Genomic DNA, 16,262 nt, shown 5'->3' with positions numbered 1-16,262 from the left:
TCCGGGACGAGGGGACGGGAGCGGGAGTGGCGGATCACTTGAGCCCCGTCGTGGCGATGCCCGCGACGAAGCTGCGCTGGATGAGGAGGAAGAAGAGGATCACGGGCACCAGCGACAGCAGCGACCCGGCCATGAGAAGTCCGTACTCGACGACGTGCTGGCCCATGAACAGCGACAGTCCGGCGGGCAGCGTCGAGGTCTCGACCGATGACGACATCACGAGCGGCCACAGCAGGTCGTTCCAGTTGTACTGGAAGTGGAACAGCCCGAGGGTGAGCAGAGCGGGGCGAGCCAGCGGCATCACGATGCCCCAGTAGATCCGCCACTCGGACGCGCCGTCGACGCGCGCCGCCTCCTCGAGGTCCTTCGGCAGCGAGAGGAAGAACTGCGTGAGGAAGAAGATGCCGAACGCGTTCGTCATCCTGGGGATGATGAGGCCCGGCAGGGTGTTCGTCAGCCCCATCCCGTTCAGCATGTCGTACAGCGGGATGAGCGTGACCTGGAACGGCAGCATGAGCAGCACCAGGATGAGCACCATCACGATCGCGCGCCCCTTGAACGGGATGCGGGCGAGCGCGTAGGCCGCCATCGAGTCGAACAGCAGCGAGATCAGGGTGACTCCACCGGCGAAGACGATGGTGTTGACGTAGAGCCGGGCGAACGGGATCCGGTTCCAGACGTCGATGAAGTGGTCGATCGTGAGCTCGCGCGGCCACAGCGTGGGCGGGTAGCTGACGATGTCGCTCTCCGGCTTGAACGCCGTGAACATCATCCAGATGATCGGCAGCAGCATGAGCAGGCCGACGACGACCATGGTGACCGCGAGGATCCAGGTGACGGCGCGCTGGCCGCCGGTGCCGGGACGGCGGGAGGGGCGCGCTCGACGGCCCGGCTCGGTCGGGTCGCCGAGGTCGGAGCGTCCGAGGACGGTGCTGACGGCCATCAGTAGGTCACCTGCTTCCGGCGGAGGTATCCGAACTGCACCATCGAGAGGATGAAGACGAACACCAGGAGGACGAACGAGATCGCGGAGGCGTAGCCGAAGCGCAGCTGCTGGAAGCCCTCGCGGTAGACGAGCATGACGAGGGTCTCGGTCCGGAAGAACGGTCCGCCGTGGGTCATCACCCAGATCTGGTCGAACGCCTGCAGCGTCGCGATGAGCGCGAGCACCGAGACGAGCAGCGTCTGGTTCGACAGCAGGGGCAGCGTGACGCTGCGGAACCGCTGCCACGGGCCCGCGCCGTCGAGGCGGGACGCCTCGTAGATCTCGCCGGGGATGGACTGCAGGCCGGCGAGGTAGATCACCATGTAGAAGCCCACGTTCTTCCAGACGCCGACGGCCATGACCGCCGCCATCGCGTAGCGCGGGTCGTTGAGCCACCCCTGCTCGGGCACGATCCCGATCTGGCCGAGCCAGTAGGAGAGCAGCCCGATGTTGGGGTCGAGGAGGAACGCCCAGGCGATGGCGATGATGCCGAGCGAGACGATGAAGGGGAGGAAGATCGCCGTCCTCGCGAACGACCGGCCCACGAAGCGCTGATTGAGCATCAGTGCGAAGAGCAGCGCGAGCACCACGGTCACCGGGGTGACCACGACCGCGTACAGCACGGTGTTGCCGAACGCGTTCCAGAACGCCGGATCCTGGAAGAGCTCGACGTAGTTGTCGAGCCCGACGAACTTCGCCGCCCTGATGAGGTTGTAGTCGGTGAGCGAGAGATAGCCCGCCTGGATCATCGGGTAGAGCGTGAACGCCAGCAGCACGATCAGCGAGGGTGTGAGGAACAGCCATGCGGTGAGCGCACGGCGGCCGTTCGCCTTGAGCAGGGGTCGCCGTCGACGGGGAGGCGCGGGGCGCGGAGCGGCCGCGCGTTCCGTCGGGGGTCCGACTGTCGTCGTCATCATCGAGCCTTCCGGGGAGGGCGGGCGCACCCGCCCTCCCCTGTGGTCACTTGCCGAGCTGGGACTGGACGTCGGCGGAGGCCGCCGTGAAGATGTCCTGCACCGATCCCTCGCCGTTCAGGGCACGTTGCAGGGCCGGGGTGAAGACCGTCTCCAGGATCGGGCCTCCCTGCGCGATGCCGGGGAGCAGCAGCTTCGCGTCGTCGGCGACGTCCTGCGCTCCGAAGATCGCGGGGTACGGGCTGGTCGTCACCTTGTCGGCCACGTCGGAGCGGTTCGGCGGGAATCCGGAGCCGTCGGCCCAGGTGGTCTGGCCCTCCGCCGAGTTCCAGTAGGCGAAGAACTGGTACGCCGCCGCCTTCTTCTCATCGCTCGTGTTGGCGGGCAGGCCCATCGACACCACGTCTGCCAGCACGGCCGGGGCACTGGGACCGGCCGGGGGCTTGGCGAGACCGTAGTTGAGGCCGGCCTGGTCGAATCCGCTGGTCATCCACGGGCCGACGATCTCCATGGCGGCCTTGCCCGTCTGGAACAGCTTGTCCGCATCCGCCCCCCGACATGCCGATCTGCGTCGCCTTCTGGTCGCGGATGAGCGACACCCAGAAGTCGAGCGCCTTGAGCGACGCGGGGTCGGCCAGGGTCGAGGTCTTGCCGTCGTCCGAGACGATGCCGCCGCCGGTGCCCCAGAGGAGCGAGGGGTAGATCGGCACGGTCTCGTGGTCGCCGAGCGCGATGGCGTACTGGTCCGGCTTGCCGTCGCCGTCCTGGTCGACCGTGAGCTTGGGCACCATGGCGGCGAACTCGTCCCACGTGGTCGGCGGCTTCTCGGGATCGAGGCCGGCGGCCGTGAAGAGGTCCTTGTTGTAGTACAGCATCATGGGCGTGTAGTTGACGGGCACGCCGTAGTTGGTGCCGTCGAAGACCGACGCGTCGATGGCGGCCTGGTTGAGCGCCTTCGAGTCGTGCGAGTCGTCGCTGTAGTAGTCGTCGACGCCCATGAAGAGCCCCTGGCTGGCGAACTGCGGCATGCGCGAGGCCGACATCGCGATGATGTCGGGCCCGTCGCTGGAGGCCACCGACGTGAGCACCTTCTGGTAGAGCGTGTCCCACGGCATGATGTTCGCGGTCACCTCCACCTTGTCCTGCGAGGCGTTGAAGTCGTCGATGACCTTCTGGAGGGCGGGCCCGTCGGGACCGGTGAAGCCGTTCCAGAAGTCGAGCGTGACCTTGCCGGAGGCGTCGGTCTCGGCGGCGCCTCCGCCGCCCGACCCCTGCCCTGTGCAGCCGGCGAGCGCGAGACCGGCGATGGCGATCCCCGCCACGGCCGTGAGCGCGCGGAATGGGCGTCGAGCCCGTCCGCCGCGCGGGTGCTGTGTCTTCATCGACTCTTCCCTTTCGTAGTCGTTCAACGTTGAACGTTGGAGCGATTACCGTTATACATGAACGGTAAACGTTGAACAAGAGCGCTATCGTGACCTCTTGTCGAGGAACTGTCCGAGGAAGGGGACCGCAGGATGTCGATGGCACGACCCACCCTGAAGGATGTCGCCGACCGCGTCGGTGTCTCCGCCAAGACCGTCTCGAACGTGGTCAACGGCACCGGATGGGTCACCGCCGAGCTGCGCGAGCGGGTTCAGGCCGCGCTGATCGAGGTGGGCTACCGTCCCAACTCCGCGGCCCGTCAGCTGCGCAGCGGACGCACGGGGATGCTCGCCGTCGCGCTGCCCGACCTCAGCCAGCCCTACTTCGCCGAGCTCGCCGCCGAGCTCGTGCGCGAGGCGCAGGCCCGATCGATCACGGTGCTCGTCAACCAGACCGACGGCCGCGCCGACATCGAGCGCCGCATCAGCGAGGGCATCGGCTCGCCCGCGGTCGACGGACTCATCATGAGCCCCCTCGCCCTCGGCGCGCGCGACCTCGAGGGCCGGCGCGACACCACGCCGCTCGTGCTCCTCGGCGAGCACATCGGCGAGAGCGTGCTCCCCCACGTCACGGTCGACAACAGCGCCGCGGCGAAAGCCGCCACCGAGCACCTGCTCTCGCTGGGATGCCGACGCATCGTCGCCATCGGCGCGCAGAGCGCGGGGCCGAACGAGACCTCGGTGCTCCGCCTCTCCGGATACCGGGAGGCTCTCACCGCCGCCGGTCTCGAGGTCGACGAGAGCCTGATCCTCCAGGTCGATGGATACCACCGGGCCGATGGCGCCCACGCCGCCCGCTCGCTCCTCGAGGCCTGCACCGACTTCGACGCGGTCTTCGCGTTCAACGACCTGCTCGCGCTCGGTGCGATGCACGTCCTCGTCACGTCCGGCATCCGCGTGCCCGACGACGTCGCCGTGATCGGCTTCGACGACATCGAGGAGGCGCGGTACAGCACGCCGTCGCTCAGCTCCGTCTCGCCCGACACCACGGCCCTGGTGCGGACGGCGCTCGACCTCCTCGCGCCCGACTCCGCCGGCAACGACTCCGCACCCGCCCCCACCGCGCGGGGCATGCACACCATCGGGTTCACGGTCGTCGACCGTGCCAGCACGAGAGGACCGGCGGAATGACCGCACCGACCTTCCCGCAGGGCAGCGCCGCCCTCCCGGATGCGACCACCCAGGACGGCGCGTATCCGCGCCCGCAGCTGGTGCGTGCGCACTGGACCGACCTCTCGGGTCCGTGGGACTTCGCCTGGGACGACTCGCTCGGGCGCACCCTCTCCGAGGTCGAGTTCGACCACCGCATCGAGGTGCCCTTCCCGCCCGAGTCTCCGGCTTCGGGCCTCGGCGACACGGGCTTCCATCCCTGTGTCTGGTACCGGCGCACGATCACGGCCGGAGATCTGGAGGGCGCCGGATCCGTCCCCGGAGACGGCTCGCGCCTGCTGTTGCACTTCGGCGCCGTCGACCACGACTGCACGGTCTGGGTGAACGGATCCGTCGTCGCCACGCACTCGGGCGGGCAGACGCCCTTCAGCGCGGATGTGACCGATCACCTCACGGGCGAGGGCGACGAGCTGGTGGTCCGCGCCGTCGATCTGCCCTCCGACGTGTCGGTGCTGCGCGGCAAGCAGGACTGGCGACAGGATCCGCACACCATCTGGTACCACCGCACCACGGGCATCTGGCAGCCGGTGTGGCTCGAGGCGGTGCCCGCCACCTCGATCGCGCACGTCGCCTGGCGCAACGACCTCTCCTCGGCGACCGTCGAGGCGGAGGTCGAGCTGCGCGGGCCGGTGGGGCCGGATGCGGAGCTGACCATCGCGCTCGGCCACGACGGTGAGCTCCTCGCTCAGTCGTCGGTGCGCACGCTGGGAGAGAGCACCGTCACCGTGCGGCTCGTCATCCCCCGCCAGCTCAACGGCCAGGCCTACGAGGAGCTGCTGTGGAGCCCGGACCGGCCCACGCTCCTCTCCGCGACGGTCGCGATCACGGACGCGAGCGCGAGCGCCGACGCGGTCGCGAGCTACGTCGGGCTGCGCAGCGTCGGCGTCTCCCGGGATGCACTGCTCCTCAACGACCGGCCCGTGCCGTTCCGTGCGGTGCTGGCCCAGAACTACTGGCCCGAGACGCACAACGCCGCCACCGCCGAGATGCTGCGCCGCGAGGTCGAGCTGGTGCTCGAGCTGGGCTTCACCGCGGCGCGTGTGCACCAGAAGGCGGAGGATCCGCGCTTCCTCTACTGGGCCGACCGCCTCGGTCTCATGATCTGGGGCGAGACCGCGAGCGCGTACGCCTTCGACCGCCGTTCGATGACCGAGCTCGTCACCGAGTGGAGCGCGATCGTGCATCGCGACTCGTCGCATCCGTCGATCGTGACCTGGGTGCCGCTCAACGAGAGCTGGGGTGTGCAGCACATCTCGCACGATCCGCGTCAGCAGGCCTTCTCACGCTCGGTCGCCGACCTCACCCGCGCCCTCGACGGCACACGCCCTGTGATCTCGAACGACGGATGGGAGCACACCCGATCCGACATCGTCACGATCCACGACTACGAGTGCGACACCTCGATCCTCTCCGAGCGCTACGGCAGCAGGGAGAGCCTGCAGCGGATGCTCGACGGCTTCGGCCCGGCCGGCCGACGGATGAGGGCGGGTCTCGACGGCGCCCCGCAGCCCCCGGAGGACGCGGCTCTGCCCGTCATGCTCACCGAGTTCGGGGGTGTGAGCCTGGCGACCGGCACCGACGGCGACTGGGGCTACGCCACCGCCGCCGATCCGGACGCGTTCGAGTCGCACGTCACCGAGATCCTCCGGGTGATCGGTCGGATGCGGACCCTGGCCGGCTACTGCTACACGCAGCTCACCGACACGGGTCAGGAGACGAACGGCCTGCTCTACGCCGACCGCACTCCGAAGTTCCCGATCGAGCGCATTCGCGCGGCCGTCCAGGGCCGGCCCGACCCGGAGGCGTAGCGCGTTCCGCCCCTTCCCGGGCACCCCGTGCGCGGGGTATCGCGCGAAGAGGGCGGCTGTTACCGTCGCACCATGATGACGACGGGGTCGCGGCAGGGCAACCGTGCGCTCGCGCTGGTCGCGATGACGTTCGCCAACGCGATGGTGCTGGTGGACCAGACCGCGGTGCCCCTCATCCTGCCGTCGGTGATGAGCGACCTCCACGTGGGGTCCCAGATGGTGCAGTGGGTGCTCACCGGGAGCCTGCTCCCCCTCGCCGGTCTGCTCGTGTTCGGCGGTCGGCTCGGCGACCTGCTCGGTCATCGTCGGGTGTTCGTCCTCGGCACGCTGGTCTTCGCGGGGGCGTCGGCCTGTGCAGGGTTCGCGCCCACGTTCGAGGTGCTCATCGCCTTCCGCGTGCTGCAGGGAGCCGGTGGCGCGCTCATGCTCCCCACCACGGTGGCCGTCATCGGCAGCGTGTACCCGGGTGCGGAGCGCGGCCGGGCTCTCGGTGTCATGGGCGGGATCGCCGCGATCGCCGGGGCGCTCGGCCCCGCGATCGGCGGCGGGCTGACGACGACGCTCGGCTGGCGCTCCGTGCTCCTCATCAACGTGCCGCTCGCCGCCCTCGCGGTCATCGCCGCCCTCGTCGCGGTGCGGCCGGATCAGCGCCGCACCGCGCGAGCCCACGTCGATCTGCGGGGCACCCTGCTGCTGTGCGTCGCCCTCGTGGGGATCGTGTTCGGGCTGTCCCAGTCGCAGAGCTGGGGCTGGGCGTCACCCGGGGTGCTCGTACCCCTCGCGGTGGCCGCGGTGTCGGGGGTGGTGTTCGTGCTGTGGGAGCGGCGCTCACCGAATCCCCTGCTCGACTTCTCCCTGCTTCGGAAGTACCCGAACTACGCGGGCGCCACGCTGAGCCAGGGCTTCGCCGGCATGGCCGAGATGGGCCTCGGGGTGCTCTTCCCGCTGCTGCTGGTGCTGAACCTCGGCATGGATCCGGGGCTCGCCGGCCTGGCGCTCATCCCCTCCACGCTGCCGATGATCCTCATCGCCCCGCTCGCCGGCCGCTGGTACGACCGCAGTGGGGGACGGATGCCGCTCACGGTCGGCTTCCTCGTGCTCGCGCTCGCGGGCATCGCGCTCGCGATCGGGGTGCACTCCAGGGACTACTGGCTGCTCTTCCCCGGCTTCCTCATCTACGGCATCGGGCTCGCGCTGGTGCTCACCGTCAACGATCCGGTGAGTCTCGACACGGTGCCCGAGAAGGATCACGGTCAGGCGTCGGGCGTCTCGGCCACCGCGGAGCAGTTCGGCGGCGCCTTCGGCATCGCGGTGCTCTACCTCGTATTCCACACCGTGTACGTGACGAGGCTGGAGTCGAGCCTCGGCGGCGCCCTCAGCGCCGATCAGGAGCTGCAGTTGAAGGACGACATCGTCGCGGCCGAGAGCACCGGGCTCGATCCGTCGAGGTTCGATCCCGCCTTCACCCAGTACCTCGGATTCACGCTCGACTCCTCCATCTGGGGCATGAGCGTGGCGTTCCTCACCGTGACCGTGCTCGCCGGGATAGCACTGGTGCTGACCCGCCGGTTCGTGCGGCCTGGGCCACCGCCGGCTGACAGCGACGCCTGAGCGGGCGGCGGCCCTGCCCTCACTCTGACAGGGCGATGAGCTCTCCGATCACGCGCGGGTCGGCGAGCACGCGGAAGTGACCGCCCGTGTCGAGCTCCACGTTCTTCGCGCCGGGGAGCCGGCTGCCCTCGGGGATGTGCGGATCGAACGTGCCGAACACCGACACGATCCGCGCATCGACGGTCTGCTCGCGGGCGAGCGCCAGGATCGTCGGGTCGCGCGGCGAGAAGATCGACAGCGTCGGCACGGGCAGCCACCGGGCGTAGAGCGACCCGGCGAACGGGCTCGCGACGGCCAGCATCGAGCGGATGCGCCGGGCCGATCCGCCGAGGGTCATCGCGTACTTCCCCACCAGGCCGCCCTTGCTGTGGGCGGCGAGCACCACATCCTGGAGGTCATGCTCTTCGAGGTAGTCGCCCACCTCGGCCGCCGCCTCGGCGACCGGCCGGCGGTTGCTGCCGAGCGCCTCCACCACGTGCACGGGGTGCCCGCGATCGTGGAGTGCCTGGGCGAGCGGCTGCAGGAACCGCCACGTCTCGTACACGCCAGGCAGTACGACGACGGGTCGGAGGTGTCCGGTCGTCAGCTCGGCCGGGTCGAGGCGGCTGAAGAACGCGTGCACCTGCCAGTGCACGGCGTAGGCGTAGTCGGCGATCCACCAGCCGGGGATCCGCAGCAGACGGATCACGCGACATCCGTGATCGCGGGACCCGCGGGATCCACCCGTTCCGTGCGATGCGCCGCATGCGCCGAATCCACCGCGTCCACCACATCCGCCGCCACGAAGTCGAGGACGGCGGACGCCACCGCGACCGGCGCCGTGGTCTGTGCATTGTGTGGCGCCTTGGGCACGAGGACGAGGCGTGCCGCTCGAGCCCGGCTCCGAAGCCGGCGGCACCACCGCAGTCCGGCGATCGGATCGCGCGCGCCGCGCAGGAGCAGGAGCGGCATCGTCAGCTGTGCCACGGCGTCTTCGAGACGGTAGGACAGCATCCACTGCAGCTGCGCGCCGAACCAGCGCGGCCCGCAGCGCACGTAGTCGGTGAGGACGGTGAGGTTGGAGTGCGGCGGTTCGCGCAGGATGTCGGCCAGCAGGGCGATTCCCTGCGAGAACGCGGTGCGGTGGCGTTCGTCGCTGACGGGCCCGATGAGCACCACGCGCGAGGCGAGGTCGGGGCGCCGCACGGCGAGCTCGGTGACCCATTGGGCGCCCATCGACTGGCCGACGAGCACCGCCTGCCTGACCTCGAGCCGGTCGAGCACCTCTGCGAGGGCCGCGGCCATGTCGCCGATCGAGGGGTTCCAGTGCGGCTTCGGCAGGCCGCCGAAGCCGGGCAGGTCGATCGACGCCACCCGTGCTGTCCGCGCGAGCCGGGCGTGCAGGCGCTCGTAGTACCGGTGCGACACCCCGATGCCATGCACCAGCACGATCTCCGGCGACCCGGATCCCGCCTCCTCGCCCGCACCGAGCACCCCGAAGACCAGGTCACCCACTCGCTCGGTCCGCACGATCCTCCTCCGTTGAGGCTCCCGACCCTAGGCCGATCCGCCCCATCCCGCGAGGGAGTGGCGCGGTCACTGGGGGCGGTGCAGATGGAAGCCCTGGGCCTCGTCGAAGCCCTGCTGCTCGACGAGGCGGAGCTGGTCGAGGGTCTCGACGCCCTCGACCAGCACCTGGGCCGGGAGGGTGTGGCCGAGGGTGAGCATGGCGCGGAGGGCGCTCGGGGCCCGTGCGTCGTCCGGGTAGCGGGCGATCAGGGCGCGGTCGATCTTGATCTTGTCGAAGGGGAACGACAGCAGGGTTCCGAGCGACGAGTAGCCGGCGCCGAGGTCGTCGAGGGCGATGCTGACGCCGAGCGCCTGCGCCTGCTCGAGGTGGCGGAGCGTGTCCGGGGTCTGGTTGAGCAGGGCCGACTCCGTCACCTCGATCTCGAGGCGCTCGGGCGGAAGACCTGAGACCGCGAGTGCCCGCTGCAACTCGTCGACCCACGCGTCGCGGGTGACCTGGGCGGGCGACACGTTCACCGCGACGCGGAGTCCGTCGGTCCACTCGGCGGCCCGGGTGCACGCCTCGGTGAGCACCCAGTCGCCGATGTCGATGATGTCGTTGGTCGCCTCGGCGAGGGGGATGAAGGTGCCGGGGCTCACCGATCCGAGCCGGGGGTGATCCCAGCGCAGGAGCGCCTCGCGGCCCACGACCACGCCGTCGCTGAGCCGGACCTGGTTCTGGAAGACCAGCCGGAGCTGGCCTCGAACGAGGGCGCTGCTCAACTCGTGGGCCATGAAGCGACGTGAACGCGCGGCGTCGTCGAGCTCGGCGGTGAAGAACTGCGGCCTGATGGTCAGCTCGCGCTTGGCGCGGCTCATCGCGAGGTCGGCGTCGATGAGAAGGTGGTCGACGTCGGTGGCGTCGTCCGGGTACACGGCCACGCCCATGGATGCGCTGCTGGCGACGATCTCCGGACCGACGTGCAGCGGGTTGCGGAAGGCGGCCCCGACACGGGCGAGCACCTCGCTGAGATCGGCGGCGCTGTCGAACGGGATGGCGCAGGCGAACTGGTCGCCGCCCAGCCTGGCCGCGAGACTCTGCGAATGGCCGAGCGCCTGCATCAGGTCGGTCGCGCGGGTGCGCAGCAGCAGGTCGCCGATCGGATGCCCATGCTCGTCGTTGACGAGCTTGAACCGGTCGAGCCCGATGACCACGACCGCGACCCGTCCGGTGCTGGTCGAGGCGATGACGTCGTCGAAGGACTCGAAGAACTGGGTGCGGGTGGCCAGGCCGGTCAGCGCATCCGTTCGTGCTGTGCGGTCGAGGGCCTCGCGGATCTCGCGCTGCTGGGTGACGTCGCGAGTGATCTTGGCGTAGCCGAGGAGCTCGCCCGACGTCCGCCGCACCTCCGACACGATGACGTTCGCCCAGAAGCGGGTGCCGTCCTTGCGGACGCGCCACCCCTCGGTCTCGACACGTCCGGTCTGCTCGACATCGCGCAGGATGCGCCCTGGCTCGTCCGCATCCCGATCCTCGGGGGTGAAGAAGCGCCGGAAGGACGAGCCCACGATCTCGGAGGCGTCGTACCCCTTGATCCGCTTCGCCCCGTTGTTCCAGCTCTGGATGATGCCATCGGGCGAGAGCAGATAGATGGAGTAGTCGGTGATCGAGTCGACCAGCAGCTCGAAGAGGGGATCGTCGACGACATGCGCTGCGTCGTTCATGATGGTGCTCCTGCGGTAGCACGGCGTGACCCCGCCGACGTGACGCGACGGGGAGTGATCGCGAGAGACCTGTCGGAATGAGATCGCGAGAAGTATCTCACGCCCCGCTGATCCATCCGCCGTATAAACCTCGAACCGAAGCGACCATCGATACCTCACCATCCGTGTGCCTGGGTCCCACCGTCACGACGCGACCAGACGGTGACCACTCGCCCGAGCCGGCCATGATTCCTGCACAACGGGGGAACCGCCTCGCGGTTCTCCCCACCTCGCGGCCCGACCGGCTCAATGTCGGTGGTGCGTGGTTGAGTATCTCTCATGACAGAGGAGATGCGTCCCGAGAACCGGACACCCCGGTTCACCCCCGCACGCGCCTCCCTCGACGCACTGGAAGACCGTCAACGTGCGCTCTTGGAGCGCCTGGAGGAGGGCCGCCGCGCGGAGGCCGCCCTGCACGCCGAACGACTCCGGCTGCTGGCGGAGTTCGCATCCACCGCGGACCAGATCGCTGAACTCCTCCACCCCGACCGTGTCGCGGAAGCACGGGACATGCAACGCCGCTCCCTGACCGCCGAAGTCGCGGTCGCGTTGAACGTGTCGGAACGGTTCGTGCAGATCGAGACCTGCGACGCCGAAACCGTCACCTGTCTTCCCGCCACCCTCGACGCCCTCGCGGCGGGCGACATCTCCAGGCAGCACGTCCACAAACTCGTGGTGCACCTCAACACCCTCCCCACGGAGACGTGGGAGGCGTTCGAGACCGCGGTGCTGCCCGCCGCGACCCGGTTGAACCCGGCCCGGTTCGACAACCTCGCCCGACGCATCCGGGAACGCCTCCACCCCGATTCCCTCACGGTCCGCGCCAAGCAGGCGAGGGAGGAACGTTCCGCGTGGATCACCGAAGAACGCGACGGGATGGCCCACTTCCACCTCTACGCGGCCGCGGAGAATGTGCTCGCCATCGACGCCCGCCTCCACCACCACGCCCGCACCCTCACCACCGAACCCGACGAGACCCGCACGATCCCGCAACTGCGCGCCGATGCCGCCACCGACCTCCTCCTCGGCACCGCAGCGGCCACGGGAGGCGCCGCCGTCGAACTGATGGTCACCGTCCCCGCGGCCACCCTCGCAGGAGTCTCGGACGAACCCGGCGAGTTGAACGGCTACGGGCCCATCGACCCCGACACCGCCCGGAAACTCGCCGCCGGCGCACCCGCGTTCACCCGCATCCTCACCAGACCCGACACCGGAGAAACCCTCTCCATCGGGCGGGCCTCCTACCGGCTCCCCACCGCGCTCCGCCGACAGCTCAGGATCGAAGACGAACGATGCCGGTTCCCCGGCTGCAACCGCCGCGCGATCACCGCCGACGCCGACCACACCACCGCCTGGGAAGACGGAGGCGGCACCGACCTCGACAACCTCGCCCACCTCTGCCGCCGACACCACCAACTCAAACACGCCACCACCTGGGACGCCACCCAAGACCCCGACCGCACACTCACCTGGACCAGCCCACTCGGCCAGACCACCCACACACGCCCACCCGGCCACGACCTCACCGACGCCACCCAACGCGCCCACGCCACACTCACACTCACCCGCACCCGCGCCCGCGCCCGCGACACCGACCCGCCCGACACCGACAACCCGCACCCAACCGAACGCGACGACGGGCCGGCCATGACCGCACGCGGAAGAGACCTGCTCGCCCGCATCCGCACCCCACTACCACTCCCCGAACACGCACCCTTCTGAGGGCGACGCGGCCGCGGATGTGCGCACCGACCAGCGGACGGGATGCCCACCCGACCCTTCTCGCGACCGCGACCCAGCGTCCACTGCTCGCCTGCACCGCGCAACGGCGCACCCCGGTGGGGTCTCTCGATGCGCCCGCGGCGACACCGGCCGTTCCGCGCGACGGGACATCCGCGAGCACGCGCTCGGCCCCAGCGCTGCCCACCAGCGCGCTGCCGACCAGCGCACGCCCAGCCTCAGCACGCCCAGCCTCAGCACGCCCAGCCTCAGCACGCCCGGCCTCAGCACGCCCGGCCTCAGCGCACCTGGCGGGCGCTGAACTGGAGCCGTGGGTGGGCGTAGGCCTCCTGGGTCTCGACGAGCTGCAGCTCGCGCTCGCCCGAGCGATAGGTCGCGTCGATGAGGTCGTACACACTCGACGCGGTGCGCTCGAGCGCCTGCTGCGCCGAGCCCGTCGCCCGGTAGTGGGCGGTGAACAGAGCGGCGGTGACGTCGCCCGATCCGTTGGCCTTGATGGGGATGAGGGGAGTCTGCACGATCCAGGCGCCCTCGTCGTCGACCGCGAGCATCTCGATGGTCTCGGACTCGCGGTCGGGGCGCTCGACGCTCGTCACGAGCACCGTCGACGGCCCCATCGCACGGGCGAGGTCGACCGACTCGAGCGTCGACTCGAGGGAAGCGGGCTCGGTGCCGGTGAGGTAGCCGAGCTCGAACTGGTTGGGCGTGATGATGTCGGCCACCGGCACGACACGATCGCGGAGGAGGTCGGGGATCTCCGGCGCGACGAAGCAGCCCGACTTCGCGTTGCCCATCACCGGGTCGCAGGCGTAGATCGCCGACGGGTTCGCGGCCTTGACCCGCTTCACCGCATCGACGATGACGTCGCCGATGCCCGTGCCACCTTGGTACCCCGAGAGCACGACGTCGATCTGGGGGAATACGCCGCGATCCTCGATGCCGGTGATCACGTCGCGGACATCGTCGGGCGAGATCAGCGGACCCCGCCACGCTCCGTACCCGGTGTGGTTCGAGAAGTTCACGGTGTAGACGGGCAGCACCTCGACTCCGATGCGCTGCAGCGGGAACACCGCCGCCGAGTTGCCCACATGCCCGTACGCCACGGCCGACTGGATCGAGAGGATCTTCACAGAAGGACGTTACCTCCACTCGCTCCCCGTCCGCCCACAAGAGCCCCGCGACACCAGCACCCGCACCAGCACGAGCACCCGCCCCCGGCTCAGGGCAGGCGCGCGATCCGAGCCAGCAGCTCCGCGTAGAAGGGCCCGGCATCCACCTCACGGGCGTACCAGACGTTGCGCGGCAGATCGGTGACGTGCCACCAGTCGGCGACGAGCATGCCCATGGTGAGCTCCGACCCGGTCTCCACGCGTGCGTTGATCTGCCTGCCGGGGAACAGGTCGGGGCGCAGGAGGTACATCGGCACGACGGGGCCGTGGAGCGGCGCACCGTCCCAGCCGTACTTCTCGAGGTCGAACGTCTCCGAGAAGGTGAGCAGTGCATCCACGGCCCCGCCCACCTCGTTGCCGAGCGCCGAGAACGCGTCCAGACGCACACGGGTGTTCCGCAGCTGGTGGGTCACGTCGAGCGGCAGCATCACGAGCGGCAGACCCGATCCGAGCACGATCGACGCGGCGTGCGGGTCGACGTAGATGTTGAACTCGGCGGCCGGCGTGATGTTGCCCACCTCGAAGTAGGCGCCGGCCATCATCACCACCTCGCGGATGTGCTCGGCGATGTCGGGCGCCTCCGTCAGCGCGACGGCGAGGGTGGTCATGCTCGAGAACTGCGCGATCGTGACGGAGGCGGGCGGGGCCGCACGACACATCCGGATCAGCGCCTGCACTCCGCTCTCCTCCTGGGCAGCGCCCCGGACGGGCGGGAAGTCGTACCCGTCGAGGCCGCTCTCGCCGTGCACGTGCGCCGCCGTGACCAGGTCTCGCACGAGCGGTCGGGGCACGCCCTTGAAGACGGGGATGTCATCGGCCCCGGCGAGTTCGAGCACCCGGAGCACGTTGGCGACCGTGTTGTCGACCGTGGTGTTCCCTGCGCTCGCGATGACGCCGAGCACACGGAAGTCGTCGGGCGAGGCCAGGATCGTCCAGATCGCGACGGCCTGCTCCTGCCCGGGATCGGTGATGAGGATGAGATCACGCATCGGTGCCTCCGAAGACGGGGGCGACCGCGAGCGGCCGCCCGGATGAGAGCGGATGCCGTGGGGCCCGGCGAGCCCTGACCCCACGGCAGAAGCGAGCAGAGGCGGCTAGGGCGCCGACGGCGTCTCGATCGTGATCGAGCCGTCGATGATCTGCGCCTCGATGTCATCGAGCTCGCCCTGAAGGGTCGGCGCGACCTTCGACTCGAAGTCGTGGAACGGGCTCATCAGCACACCGCCGTTCGACAGGACGCCCACGTACTCCTCGTTCGAGAACTCGCCGGACGCCGCCTTCTGCAGCACCTCCGAGATCGACTTCGGCATGTCACGCGCGATGGAGGTGAACCAGATGTCGGAGTACTCCGGGTCGCTGAGGTACATGTCGGTGTCGACCCCCACCAGCGCGATGGGCTTCGACGACTCGCGGATGGCCTGCGCGGCGCCCTGGTAGATCGGCCCGCCCACCGGCACGATCACATCCACCCCCTGGTCGAGGATGCCCTGCGAGAGCACCTTCGCGGCGTTGATGTCGCTGAAGTTGCCCGTGAAGAGCCCTTCCTGGGAGTCGGGGTTCCAGCCGATGACCTGCACATCGGTGCCCTTGACCTGGTTGTGGTACTCGACACCGCGGGCGAATCCGTCCATGTAGAGGGTGACCGGCGGGATCTGCGCTCCGCCGTACGTCCCGACCTTGCCGCTCGTGGAGTAGTCGGCTGCCGCGTAGCCGACTAGGAAGCCGGCCTGCGAGGTGTCCCACATCACGCTCTTCACGTTGTCGCCGGTGATGGAGTTGTCGTCGACCATGATGAAGTCGACGTCGGGGTTCGCCGCAGCCGCCTCCTTCGTCGCCGCTGCGAGGGCGTAACCCATCGTGACGATCGCCGTGCAGCCCTGGTCGACCAGGTTGGAGATGTTCGGGGCGTAGTCGGTCTCCGAGCTCGACTGGACGTCGATGTGCTTGGTGCCCAGCGCCTCCGCGGCGTCGGTCACACCCTGGAGGCCGAGCTGGTTGAAGCTCTGGTCGTCGAAGCCGCCCTCGTCCGAGACGATGCAGGGCAGGAAGTCGGAGGAGGCTCCGGCCGTGGTGGATCCGCCGGAGGCGGCCGGTGCGCTCGCGCAGCCCACCAGGGCGACGGCGGCGGTGAGGAGGGCTCCCGCGGAGAGCGAGAGTCGAGTCGTGGTGCGGTGGGTCATGATCACGTCCTA

Annotated in this window: 13 protein-coding genes and 1 pseudogene; 4 read left to right on the top strand and 10 right to left on the bottom strand. The window is 69.6% G+C overall.

The features are described 5' to 3' along the window. Window positions 1-34: 34 nt before the first annotated feature. The 4 genes and pseudogenes from ACFJGV_RS13295 to ACFJGV_RS13280 all read right to left on the bottom strand — a co-directional run. Window positions 35-943 (bottom strand): carbohydrate ABC transporter permease, encoded by a 909-nt coding sequence (locus ACFJGV_RS13295; protein ID WP_378144466.1) that lies wholly within the window; start codon window positions 941-943, stop codon window positions 35-37. Continuing rightward, the gene (locus tag ACFJGV_RS13290; protein WP_378144464.1) at window positions 943-1,899 is read right to left on the bottom strand and encodes a carbohydrate ABC transporter permease; all 957 of its coding nucleotides are present in this window, start codon (window positions 1,897-1,899) and stop codon (window positions 943-945) included. Before ACFJGV_RS13290 ends, ACFJGV_RS13295 begins: the two co-directional genes overlap by 1 nt. A gap of 46 nt (window positions 1,900-1,945) precedes the next feature. Beyond that, window positions 1,946-2,410 (bottom strand): extracellular solute-binding protein, encoded by a 465-nt coding sequence (locus ACFJGV_RS13285; RefSeq protein WP_378144462.1) that lies wholly within the window; start codon window positions 2,408-2,410, stop codon window positions 1,946-1,948. 73 nt (window positions 2,411-2,483) lie between these two features. Next, window positions 2,484-3,281: pseudogene (locus tag ACFJGV_RS13280) on the bottom strand (extracellular solute-binding protein); the annotation flags it as partial. Between the two features lie 138 nt (window positions 3,282-3,419). On the opposite strand from ACFJGV_RS13280, the gene ACFJGV_RS13275 reads away from it, so the two are divergent. The 3 genes from ACFJGV_RS13275 to ACFJGV_RS13265 all read left to right on the top strand — a co-directional run bounded on the left by ACFJGV_RS13275 (window position 3,420) and on the right by ACFJGV_RS13265 (window position 7,909). After that, a complete protein-coding gene (locus ACFJGV_RS13275; RefSeq protein WP_378144461.1) occupies window positions 3,420-4,451 on the top strand; it encodes a LacI family DNA-binding transcriptional regulator in 1,032 nt (343 codons plus the stop codon). Next, window positions 4,448-6,298 (top strand): glycoside hydrolase family 2 protein, encoded by a 1,851-nt coding sequence (locus tag ACFJGV_RS13270; RefSeq protein ID WP_378144460.1) that lies wholly within the window; start codon window positions 4,448-4,450, stop codon window positions 6,296-6,298. The genes ACFJGV_RS13275 and ACFJGV_RS13270 overlap by 4 nt, the downstream gene beginning before the upstream one ends. A 72-nt stretch (window positions 6,299-6,370) precedes the next feature. Further along, window positions 6,371-7,909: an MFS transporter gene (locus ACFJGV_RS13265; protein WP_378144458.1), complete on the top strand. Its 1,539-nt coding sequence runs from the start codon at window positions 6,371-6,373 to the stop codon at window positions 7,907-7,909. A 19-nt stretch (window positions 7,910-7,928) separates the two neighbouring features. Here the strand turns inward: ACFJGV_RS13265 and ACFJGV_RS13260 are convergent, their stop codons facing one another. The 3 genes from ACFJGV_RS13260 to ACFJGV_RS13250 all read right to left on the bottom strand — a co-directional run bounded on the left by ACFJGV_RS13260 (window position 7,929) and on the right by ACFJGV_RS13250 (window position 11,122). After that, complete coding sequence (locus ACFJGV_RS13260) at window positions 7,929-8,597, bottom strand: esterase/lipase family protein (RefSeq protein WP_378144457.1); 669 nt, start codon at window positions 8,595-8,597, stop codon at window positions 7,929-7,931. After that, window positions 8,594-9,418, bottom strand: coding sequence for an alpha/beta fold hydrolase (locus ACFJGV_RS13255; RefSeq protein ID WP_378144456.1), 825 nt, complete (start codon window positions 9,416-9,418; stop codon window positions 8,594-8,596). Before ACFJGV_RS13255 ends, ACFJGV_RS13260 begins: the two co-directional genes overlap by 4 nt. A 66-nt stretch (window positions 9,419-9,484) precedes the next feature. Then, a complete protein-coding gene (locus ACFJGV_RS13250) occupies window positions 9,485-11,122 on the bottom strand; it encodes a putative bifunctional diguanylate cyclase/phosphodiesterase (protein WP_378144455.1) in 1,638 nt (545 codons plus the stop codon). Window positions 11,123-11,440: 318 nt separating this feature from the next. Here ACFJGV_RS13250 and ACFJGV_RS13245 point away from each other — a divergent pair, with 318 nt between their 5' ends. Continuing rightward, window positions 11,441-12,883, top strand: a complete 1,443-nt coding sequence (locus tag ACFJGV_RS13245; RefSeq protein WP_378144453.1) for a DUF222 domain-containing protein — start codon at window positions 11,441-11,443, stop codon at window positions 12,881-12,883. 296 nt (window positions 12,884-13,179) lie between these two features. On the opposite strand, the gene pdxY is transcribed toward ACFJGV_RS13245, so the two are convergent. The 3 genes from pdxY to ACFJGV_RS13230 form a co-directional block, all read right to left on the bottom strand. Next, on the bottom strand, window positions 13,180-14,031 hold the full coding sequence (gene pdxY / locus ACFJGV_RS13240) for a pyridoxal kinase PdxY (RefSeq protein ID WP_378144451.1): 852 nt from the start codon (window positions 14,029-14,031) through the stop codon (window positions 13,180-13,182). An 89-nt stretch (window positions 14,032-14,120) separates the two neighbouring features. Next, window positions 14,121-15,059, bottom strand: coding sequence for a nucleoside hydrolase (locus tag ACFJGV_RS13235; protein ID WP_378144450.1), 939 nt, complete (start codon window positions 15,057-15,059; stop codon window positions 14,121-14,123). A 105-nt stretch (window positions 15,060-15,164) separates the two neighbouring features. Next, a complete protein-coding gene (locus ACFJGV_RS13230; RefSeq protein ID WP_378144448.1) occupies window positions 15,165-16,250 on the bottom strand; it encodes a BMP family protein in 1,086 nt (361 codons plus the stop codon). Between the last annotated feature and the right edge of the window lie 12 nt (window positions 16,251-16,262).

Origin of the sequence: Cnuibacter sp. UC19_7 (genome assembly GCF_042699995.1) — a bacterium.
Lineage (GTDB): Bacteria > Actinomycetota > Actinomycetes > Actinomycetales > Microbacteriaceae > Cnuibacter.
This window is presented reverse-complemented; position numbering and strand designations above follow the sequence as displayed.

What these genes read in the sequence shown, in the direction of transcription:
- ACFJGV_RS13235 (WP_378144450.1), bottom strand. Translation starts at nt 15,059, where the DNA reads ATGCGTGATCTCATCCTCATCACCGATCCCGGGCAGGAGCAGGCCGTC.
- ACFJGV_RS13230 (WP_378144448.1), bottom strand. Translation starts at nt 16,250, where the DNA reads ATGACCCACCGCACCACGACTCGACTCTCGCTCTCCGCGGGAGCCCTC.
- ACFJGV_RS13245 (WP_378144453.1), top strand. Translation starts at nt 11,441, where the DNA reads ATGACAGAGGAGATGCGTCCCGAGAACCGGACACCCCGGTTCACCCCC.
- ACFJGV_RS13270 (WP_378144460.1), top strand. Translation starts at nt 4,448, where the DNA reads ATGACCGCACCGACCTTCCCGCAGGGCAGCGCCGCCCTCCCGGATGCG.
- ACFJGV_RS13250 (WP_378144455.1), bottom strand. Translation starts at nt 11,122, where the DNA reads ATGAACGACGCAGCGCATGTCGTCGACGATCCCCTCTTCGAGCTGCTG.
- ACFJGV_RS13265 (WP_378144458.1), top strand. Translation starts at nt 6,371, where the DNA reads ATGATGACGACGGGGTCGCGGCAGGGCAACCGTGCGCTCGCGCTGGTC.
- ACFJGV_RS13295 (WP_378144466.1), bottom strand. Translation starts at nt 943, where the DNA reads ATGGCCGTCAGCACCGTCCTCGGACGCTCCGACCTCGGCGACCCGACC.
- ACFJGV_RS13275 (WP_378144461.1), top strand. Translation starts at nt 3,420, where the DNA reads ATGGCACGACCCACCCTGAAGGATGTCGCCGACCGCGTCGGTGTCTCC.
- ACFJGV_RS13285 (WP_378144462.1), bottom strand. Translation starts at nt 2,410, where the DNA reads ATGGAGATCGTCGGCCCGTGGATGACCAGCGGATTCGACCAGGCCGGC.
- ACFJGV_RS13290 (WP_378144464.1), bottom strand. Translation starts at nt 1,899, where the DNA reads ATGACGACGACAGTCGGACCCCCGACGGAACGCGCGGCCGCTCCGCGC.